Source organism: Amycolatopsis sp. cmx-11-51, assembly GCF_047608665.1.
Lineage (GTDB): Bacteria > Actinomycetota > Actinomycetes > Mycobacteriales > Pseudonocardiaceae > Amycolatopsis.
In genome coordinates, this window is the sequence record NZ_JADNQO010000031.1 from 21,356 (window position 1) to 29,201 (window position 7,846).

The 7,846-nt window shown below is 64.2% G+C and carries 8 protein-coding genes and 1 pseudogene; 4 read left to right on the top strand and 5 right to left on the bottom strand.

All coding sequences use genetic code 11. From position 1 onward, the window contains the following. Positions 1-16: 16 nt before the first annotated feature. Positions 17-298: a hypothetical protein gene (locus ACM6LU_RS38640; RefSeq protein WP_414942824.1), complete on the bottom strand. Its 282-nt coding sequence runs from the start codon at positions 296-298 to the stop codon at positions 17-19. Positions 299-790: 492 nt separating this feature from the next. On the opposite strand from ACM6LU_RS38640, the pseudogene ACM6LU_RS38645 reads away from it, so the two are divergent. Continuing rightward, positions 791-1,603: pseudogene (locus ACM6LU_RS38645) on the top strand (DUF418 domain-containing protein). Positions 1,604-2,079: 476 nt separating this feature from the next. Here the strand turns inward: ACM6LU_RS38645 and ACM6LU_RS38650 are convergent. Then, positions 2,080-2,529, bottom strand: coding sequence for a MarR family winged helix-turn-helix transcriptional regulator (locus ACM6LU_RS38650; RefSeq protein WP_414942825.1), 450 nt, complete (start codon positions 2,527-2,529; stop codon positions 2,080-2,082). A gap of 68 nt (positions 2,530-2,597) precedes the next feature. Here ACM6LU_RS38650 and ACM6LU_RS38655 point away from each other — a divergent pair, with 68 nt between their 5' ends. From ACM6LU_RS38655 to ACM6LU_RS38665, 3 genes are all read left to right on the top strand, one after another. Then, entirely contained in the window at positions 2,598-3,881 is a 1,284-nt protein-coding gene (locus tag ACM6LU_RS38655) for an NAD(P)H-binding protein (RefSeq protein WP_414942826.1), read from the top strand. A 32-nt stretch (positions 3,882-3,913) separates the two neighbouring features. Continuing rightward, entirely contained in the window at positions 3,914-4,645 is a 732-nt protein-coding gene (locus ACM6LU_RS38660; protein ID WP_414942827.1) for an SDR family NAD(P)-dependent oxidoreductase, read from the top strand. Positions 4,646-5,339: 694 nt separating this feature from the next. Next, on the top strand, positions 5,340-5,735 hold the full coding sequence (locus ACM6LU_RS38665; RefSeq protein ID WP_414942828.1) for a DUF3224 domain-containing protein: 396 nt from the start codon (positions 5,340-5,342) through the stop codon (positions 5,733-5,735). Positions 5,736-6,157: 422 nt separating this feature from the next. Here ACM6LU_RS38665 and ACM6LU_RS38670 read toward each other — a convergent pair whose 3' ends face one another. From ACM6LU_RS38670 to ACM6LU_RS38680, 3 genes are all read right to left on the bottom strand, one after another. Further along, positions 6,158-6,622 carry an OsmC family protein gene (locus ACM6LU_RS38670; RefSeq protein WP_414942829.1) on the bottom strand — a complete coding sequence of 155 codons (465 nt, stop codon included), beginning with the start codon at positions 6,620-6,622 and terminating at the stop codon, positions 6,158-6,160. Further along, positions 6,619-7,263, bottom strand: coding sequence for a GntR family transcriptional regulator (locus ACM6LU_RS38675; RefSeq protein ID WP_414942830.1), 645 nt, complete (start codon positions 7,261-7,263; stop codon positions 6,619-6,621). Before ACM6LU_RS38675 ends, ACM6LU_RS38670 begins: the two co-directional genes overlap by 4 nt. A gap of 455 nt (positions 7,264-7,718) precedes the next feature. Beyond that, positions 7,719-7,838: a hypothetical protein gene (locus ACM6LU_RS38680; RefSeq protein WP_414942488.1), complete on the bottom strand. Its 120-nt coding sequence runs from the start codon at positions 7,836-7,838 to the stop codon at positions 7,719-7,721. Positions 7,839-7,846 lie beyond the last annotated feature (8 nt).

The window sequence follows — 7,846 nt, forward strand, 5'->3', positions numbered from 1 at the left end:
CTTGAGCGAACGCTGGTTAACCCTCCCCCAAGCCTCGGAGTCCTCCGTCGGCACCGATTCCTCGAAGCAGCGTGTCGACCACGAGTGTGGCGAGCGCGTCCGTGTCCGTCGGCTCGGACTGCTGGGTCGCTTCGTGAATCAGCGCGTGGTAGATGCGTCGAGCCCAACCCGGATCGAGCAGCTGAAGCTCAACTACGTCGAGCGGCGCTTCAGTCGTTTCGACGTCCGGCGCCAGCGCGTCGATCCGACGATGCCCGTGCTCGTGTGCCATGATGGATGCCTCGCCCGGTTGCGTCATGCGGAACATTTCGACTACCCCTCCCAGATTTTGTGCATGACTTCCACCCTGTCCGCACCCGGGCCTCCACTCACATCTGCCACTGGCACACGAAGACACCCCCGCATTCCATTCGTAACCTGATGGAAGCACGAAGGGAGCAAGGTGGAGACAGACCGGATAGAAGCGTTGGATGTCTTACGCGGCGTCGCGATTCTCGGCACATTGGGCACGAACATTTGGGTTTTCGCCGATCAGCGTGGTGCGGCCGGTTTTCTCGATCTGCCGACGCCGGATTCGGTTGCCGGAGTGACTGAGCTGCTGTTACGGTTTCTCAGCAATGGCAAGTTCCTTGCGCTGCTTTCACTGATGTTCGGCATCGGCATGGAGCTGCAGTACCGCTCGGCGCGAAAACGTGGTGCCCGCTGGCCGGGTTGGCACCTTTGGCGTGCCGCCCTCCTGTTCTTTGAAGGAGTTGTTCATTACACGCTGATTTTCGAATTCGACGTGCTGATGTACTACGCCATCGTGTCTGCGTTGGTGGCGTTCGTAATCGGCCGCTCTGAACGCGTGATCAGCATTTGGCTTTGGTTCCAAGGTTTGGTTTTCGTCACTGTGATCGGATTGCTCACCCTCGCGCAGCACTACCGGCACGTTCCGCTGACGATCGACGGCAACGGGCCGAGTACCACCAGCTGGCCGGCCGCGGTCGCGGATCGGATCGTCATGGCGGGTACCTATCGCGCGGAGGCCGTGCTCGTCATCCCCCTGGGCATGTTCCTGTTCTTGCTCGGTTCACGCTTGATGCGCCGGGGAGTGCTGGCGGACTCTCGGCAGGGTCAGCGGCTGCGTAACAAGCTGATGCAGGTCGGACTCGGCATGGGTATTCCGCTCAATCTGATCACGACATTCTCGGGCGCGTCGTGGTTCTTCGCCGACCGATATGTGACTGCAGGATTCGTGTCGATCGGCCTGCTTGGCCTCGTAACGACACTGGTACACCGGCTGCGAGGCGAGCCAGGCCCGCTACGACGGGGGCTCATATCGGTCGGGCGCGTAGCTCTGTCCAGTTACATCCTGCAGAACCTGATTGCTGGAATACTCTGTTACGAATGGGGATTCGGCTTGTCGAGCACTTTCGTCAGCGCGCGACCGTGGTAGGTCATTGTCCTCTACCTGGGTGTGAGTGCCCTGATCATGGCCTTAAGCAAGCTTTGGCTGAAGTGGTTCTCTCGAGGGCCGGTCGAACTTCTGTGGCAATGGGCTTACTTGAGGCCCCAACGAGCCACCGTGAGCCGGGTGGAACGAGACAGCAATCGGTATTGAGCTAGCCGCAGCCCGCCATGAACGATTGGCGAGACGGTTGACACCTGGCAGTACCGCCGACAGGGCCTTGGGGGCGAGGCCAACCAAGCCAGCGCTTATGAGTCCGAGAAGCTCTATCCGGTATGCACGGCCGTGAGGCCGGTCATGCCGCACAGGGGGTCACCAACTCGGCGAATCGCTCCGGTCGCCGCCAACCTGAGAGGGTTCACCATCGGGCAAGTGTGCTGAGGTCCAGTCCGGAAGACGGCGGATCAGCCGTGCCGGCGCGGGTGCCGCACTCTCTTCGACAGTGGCGCGAAAGGCTGACACCGTGACTGTCGGCGGGGTTCCTGCGGCGAGTGGGGAGTTCGGTCGGAAGCGTCCGCGCGGTCGTTGGATGCGCTCATGCCTCCGGCACTGCCCCTCTGCTTCGACTGCGGCGCCCTTCGATACCCGTATGCGAAGCATGAGCCCGCGCACGATGCCCCCCGGTCACCTCAGGGCGCGTTGCTGTCCATCGCGCGCACAAGCAAGGCGCGGAGCTCGTGTAGTTCGGGTTCAGTGAGCGCACTGACCGGGCCCGCGTCCTCCCGGAGCCGCTGCGCGAGACCGTCTCGGACGCGCGCCCCCTCGTCGGTGGCCATGATGTTCTTGATCCGCCGGTCGGCACGGTCCGTATGCCTCCCGACCAGGCCGTGGTCCTCGAGCTTGTCGATGATGCCAGTGAGATTCGACGCGTCGTAGCCGAGTTTTCGAGCCAGTCCACGCATGGACAAGGTGGCATTCAGCTCCAGGGCGAGCAGGACCTTCCCCTCAGCGGCCGTGAGGTTCAGCTCCGCCGCTCGCGCGGCGAAATTCCGGCTCAGTCGTGCACTCATTTCGACCAGCAGCTGGATGACCTCATAGGACAACGGAGTGGGCGGTTCGACGGGCATCGACGGGGTCACTGGACGATGCTAACGAAGATAGATTATGGTGGTTTACCACCATAATCTATCTGAAGGAATGAGTACTCATGATCGTCGTGACCGGCGGGACCGGAACGGTCGGCAGTCGGCTGGTGCATCTCCTCGTGGAGCGCGGTGAGCAGGTTCGGGTGCTATGCCGGGACAGACGCCGGGCGCAGACCCTCTTCGGGGACCGGGTTGAAACCTTCCCAGTCGACCTGGCCGATCCGGGCTCGCTCGCCCCCGCGTTGTCTGGGGCAGACCGCCTCTTCCTGCTGACCACCGCCGCCGCGGTACCCGACAGTCAGCGTGTACAGGAACACAACGTCATCACAGCGGCACGTACGGCCGGGGTGCGCCGAGTGGTCAAGCTATCCGCCCACGGTGCCCACGAGCAGTCGCCGATCGGGTTCGTGCGGGAGCATTGGGAGTCCGAGCGTGAACTGAAGACTTCCGGACTCGCCTACACAATCCTGCGGCCGGGGGGTTACTTGCAGAACTTCCACCGCATCGGTACCGATGACGCGATCTATACCTGTGCCGAAGACGGCCGGACCGCGCTCGTGGACGCGAACGACATTGCCACCGTCGCGGCCGTGGCGCTGACCGAGGACGGGCACGAGGGCAGGACTTACACCCTGACAGGTCCGCAGGCCCACACCTACGACGAGGCCGCCGCGATCCTGAGCGCAGCTGCCGGACGGACGATCACCCATGTCCGGGTGCCCCCTGCGGCACTCGTCGAGGCGATGGTCGGCGCCGGGCTCCCCCGGTGGCTCGCCCGAGATTTGACCACACAGTATGAGGTCATCGCCGTCGGCGACTACGACGAGATCAGTGGCGACGTCGAGGTCGTCACCGGCCGCCCCGCCCGCTCTGTCGCCCTCTTCGCGGCCGACGAATTCGCCGGTGGCGGTGCTACCTTCTCCGACGGACAGCGGCCGAGCGCTACGACCACGTCCAGCATGCTCAACATCTTCACCGAGAACCCCCTCGCCGCGCTCGAGTTCTACCGTGACCGACTCGGGTTCGCGGTGTCGTACTGCTGGCCGAACCAGGACACTCCCGAGCACGTCGTGCTTCAGCTCGGCACTTCCTTGCTCGCTGTCTCCCACCCTGCCGCGGTGAAATCGACCGGGCTGATACCCGCCAGTGGTTCCACCTTCGAACTGGTCGTCTCCTGCGAGGACGTCGACCGCGAGACCGCGCGGCTCCGAGCCGGTGGCACCCGGATACTCATCGAGCCCTATCGCCACCTCGGCGGACACCGACGCGCATATGTCGCCGACCCCGACGGCAACTGGATAGCGCTCGTCGACACGCAGCCCGGCCGAGAGGCGGATCCGCGATGACGAGGAGCCGACACCAGGGCAAGGTAGCGCTGGTGACCGGCGCGAACAAGGGCATCGGGCTGGAGATCACCCGGCGACTCGCAGCCGAGGGGATGACTGTGTACCTGGGCGCTCGCGACCCGGAACGAGGCAAGAGCGCCGAGTTCGAGCTCGGCGGTGCCGACACCGATGTACGCTTCCTTCACTTGGACGTCACCGCAGCGGAACAGGTCGACGCCGCGATCGCCCGGATCGAGAACGAATGCGGGAAACTCGATGTCCTGGTCAACAACGCGGGCATCGTGACCGAGTGGGGAACGCCTGTCGAGCAGATCACCGCAGCACAAGTCCGGCAAGCGTACGAAGTCAACGTGTTCGGCCCGATAGCCATGATTCACGCCTGTCTTCCGCTGCTGCAGCGCTCTTCCCGGGCCCGAGTGGTGAACCTGTCCAGCCCGCTGGGATCGATGGCCCTGCTGAGCGACCCTCACCACCCCATCTCCACCCGCGGCCTGCTCGCCTACAGCTCCTCCAAAGCCGCGCTGAATTCGATCACCGTGCTCTACGCCAACGCCCTGCGTGCGAAAGGAATCCACGTCAACGCCGCCAACCCGGGCCTCGTTGCCACCGACCTCAATGTCGAATCCCCCTTCAGTCGTGGACACCAGACTGTCGCAGAGGCAGCCGCCGTTCCCGTCGAACTCGCACTCCTCGATGACACCGGACCCACAGGAGAGTTTCGCGGTGGGCCCACTTGCTCGGTCGAACAGACCGTACCGTGGTGAGTAGTGCGGAACAGGCCGGCGGTGAGTTGATCCAGGCGGACTGGACACTTCCTCTCTGGCCCGGCGCAACTCACCGCTAGCGCTCTCCACCGCCGCAAGGTGCCCCGCCTAGTGAGGGGTAAGGCAAGTGTGCTCGGACGTGGAAGCCTTGAATGGCGCGATCGCCACAGGGATCCGGCGACCATAGGGAACTTCGGAACGGGCCTCAGCGCCCGATTTGAGCGCTTTGTGCAGGGTCGTGAGTGGTGAGGACGGTCAGGGCCAAGAGTGCCTTGGACTATTACGGCATTCCGGCTTCGGCTGATCGCAGGTCTGTGAGCACTTCGACAGGGTGAGGGGCGGGTTTCGTCGGTTGCGGCGGTGCACCTGGGGTGAGAGAGAACTACGGCGGCGGCATAGCGGGCACTGGGATCGTGATGTCCGCTGTGGACTGTTGGAGCCACGCCAGGTGACGGTGCCCGCCCGCTCTCGGGTCGCGACTCAGGGTCACAGCTCGAACATTTGCGTGTCTGATCCATAGCGGCGGGTAGCGCGATACTCCGCAGATAACCGTGGGGATATGGATCACGACTGGAATTGCATGACCTGTACCTTGTCCTCTGAGAAGTCTTGACTGCAAAGTAGTGCCATCTCCCCACTGGTGGACAACGCACCACCTCAGTGGTGTCCACACTCACGGAATCGATGAGAGTTCATGAACGAAGTGACCGGCCGGTTCACCCTGGACAGCTGGAATGAAGACGTGTACGACGAGCGAGGAGGCGTTCGCCTTCTCCGCGTTCGCAATACCAAGACCTTCGAAGGAGGAATCCAGGGCACTAGCGAAGCGAACCTGCTCCAGGTGTTGGCAAACAATGACTCGGCATCGTATGTCGGCATGGAGCGGGTACACGCGCAGATCGATGGCCGAGAAGGCGATTTCGTGTTGCGTCATTCTGCCCAAGGAAACGCTGAGGGCGGATCCGCCAGCATCGAAGTCGTCACGGACTCGGCCAGCGGTGGCCTGAAAGGACTCCGGGCCACGATGGAGATCACTCGAGCACCGAACGGTGAGCACAGCTACGTCTTCAAATACGAACTGCACTCATAGGGTTGGGGAAACTTCTACCGAGTTGAACCCTCGACAGCCTTCGGGTGTCAGGACGCGATTTGATCGCGATACCGTGGTCGCCTCTGCACAGAGTACAGGCGCGATGGTCGACAGGACCGGAGGTCAAGGGCAGGCTCCTGGCGACCTGACTGGGGCAGGGGATGTCGATCCTTCCATCGGCGGCCTCGGTCGGATCGGCGGAAGCTGTCGATCCACATCGGGCAGAACCAGCATCCACGACGTTCGGCTACGCCCGCGTAGACGGCCGCTCACTCCCGAATTCCCGTAGGAGCCTGCGCATCCGGTAGCGGACCCGATCCGGTCAGCGGCATGAAACGACAGGCTGCCAGTCCCCCGACGAGGACGCGGTGGCCGCATGGAGCGGACTGCGCGGGTCGATCGTCACCCGCACCGTATGTCCGTTACCGCACCACGGGTTCGTGCCGTACCGGGAAGTTGACCGAGTTGGCGATGAAGCAGATCCCGTGCGCGTCCTCGTGCAGGGCCAACGCCTTGGCGCGCATGTCAGGTTCGGCGACGGTCACCTCGGGGTGCAGCACGACCTCGGTGAACCGGCCACCCGCGCCAGGCTCCTCCCGCATGACGCCGCTCGCGGAGTCGACATACTCGGTCACGACCACCCCGGCGCGGGCACACAGCGCGAAGTAGCTGAGCATGTGGCATTGCGACAGTGCGGCGACCAGCAGTTCTTCGGGGTTCCAGCGGTCCGCCGTACCGCGGAACGCCGGATCTGCAGTGCCCTTGAGCGGTTCCTTGCCCTCGGCGACGACGTCGTGGTCGCGCGCGTAATCGCGGTAACCGGAGGTGCCGGAGCCGCTGTTTCCGGTCCAGCGCACCATGACCCGGTAGTCGTGTTCCCTGCTCATGTAGACCTTCCTTCCGCTGTTTCGTCCACTGTGGACATGGTGGCCATGACGTGTTCGCGGGCACGGGCGGCGGCTTCGTCCGGTTTGCCCTCGGCAATGGCCGAGATGAGGCGGCGATGCTCGTCGTCCACGCGGGCCGGCCGCGCGGACGCGGTCAACGAAGCGCGCGTCGAAACGATGATCTGGTCCCAAATCCGGTCCAGGACGTCCAGCGCCATCGGGAGGTCGGCAAGCTCGGCGGCGTGCCGGTGAAATGCCCGGTTGCGGGCCACGCCGTTGAGCAGATCACCCAGGCGGGTGGCCTCGTCGGCCAGGTCGGCGTGCTCGGTGAGGCGGCGTAGTGATGCCGGGGACAGTTCGCCCGCCTGCTGGCGGCGCGCGGCCTGTTCCGCGGTCAGCGCCTCGAGCGAGGCGCGCACGAGGTAGGCATCACGCAACGCCTTGGTGTCGAGTTCGACGACGGTCACGCCCCGGCGGGCGGCGCGAACCAGGCCGTCGCTTTGCAGCCGCCGCAACGCTTCCCGCACCGGCGTGCGGCTGACACCGAGCCGAGAGCACAGCTCCTGCTCGCTGATCGACTGCCCGGCCGCATACGTCCCGAGCACGATCAGGCCGTGGATGTCGTCGTAAACCCTGTCCAACCGAACTCCTTGTATGCAATGTATACAGAGGATACGACATGACTGTTCGCTCTGGCAACCGCGCCCTCTCCTGGCTGGTCGGTCGCCGAGGTGAGCACGACACGGCTGGTGATCAAGACTTAGCTCACCAGGGAATGACGTCCTCGAGGGAATCCGGGCCCCGGAAGACACCAGACGGGCCGTCCGCGGGAAGCGTCGCGAGCAGGACCGGAACGGCCGCACCCTCGGCGACGGTGCGGTGCCCGCGCGAAAAAGGGGCCCCGGCGTTTTGGTCAAGCGATTTACCGGACTGGAAGGAAGATCTCAACGCCACCCACCGCAAGATCCGCGCTTACCGCCGGTCGGCGAGCACGCTCGCCGACACGGTTCCGGCATCGCGAATCTGCACAACATCCTCTTCGATGCCTGAGCGCAACCCAGCCCCACCAACCACAACACCAGTTACGAGACATCCTTTAGCGCTTGATCGCGACGCCTCCGGTCATGAAGCGCACCCCGATGGTGGTCGCGTCGGTGACGACCTCGTCGGGCCGCCAGAGTGCCAGCGGCACAATGCCGGGCGGCAGGATCTCCAGCCCGTCGA

What these genes read in the sequence shown, in the direction of transcription:
- ACM6LU_RS38640 (WP_414942824.1), bottom strand. Translation starts at nt 298, where the DNA reads ATGACGCAACCGGGCGAGGCATCCATCATGGCACACGAGCACGGGCAT.
- ACM6LU_RS38670 (WP_414942829.1), bottom strand. Translation starts at nt 6,622, where the DNA reads ATGAGCAGGGAACACGACTACCGGGTCATGGTGCGCTGGACCGGAAAC.
- ACM6LU_RS38655 (WP_414942826.1), top strand. Translation starts at nt 2,598, where the DNA reads ATGATCGTCGTGACCGGCGGGACCGGAACGGTCGGCAGTCGGCTGGTG.
- ACM6LU_RS38665 (WP_414942828.1), top strand. Translation starts at nt 5,340, where the DNA reads ATGAACGAAGTGACCGGCCGGTTCACCCTGGACAGCTGGAATGAAGAC.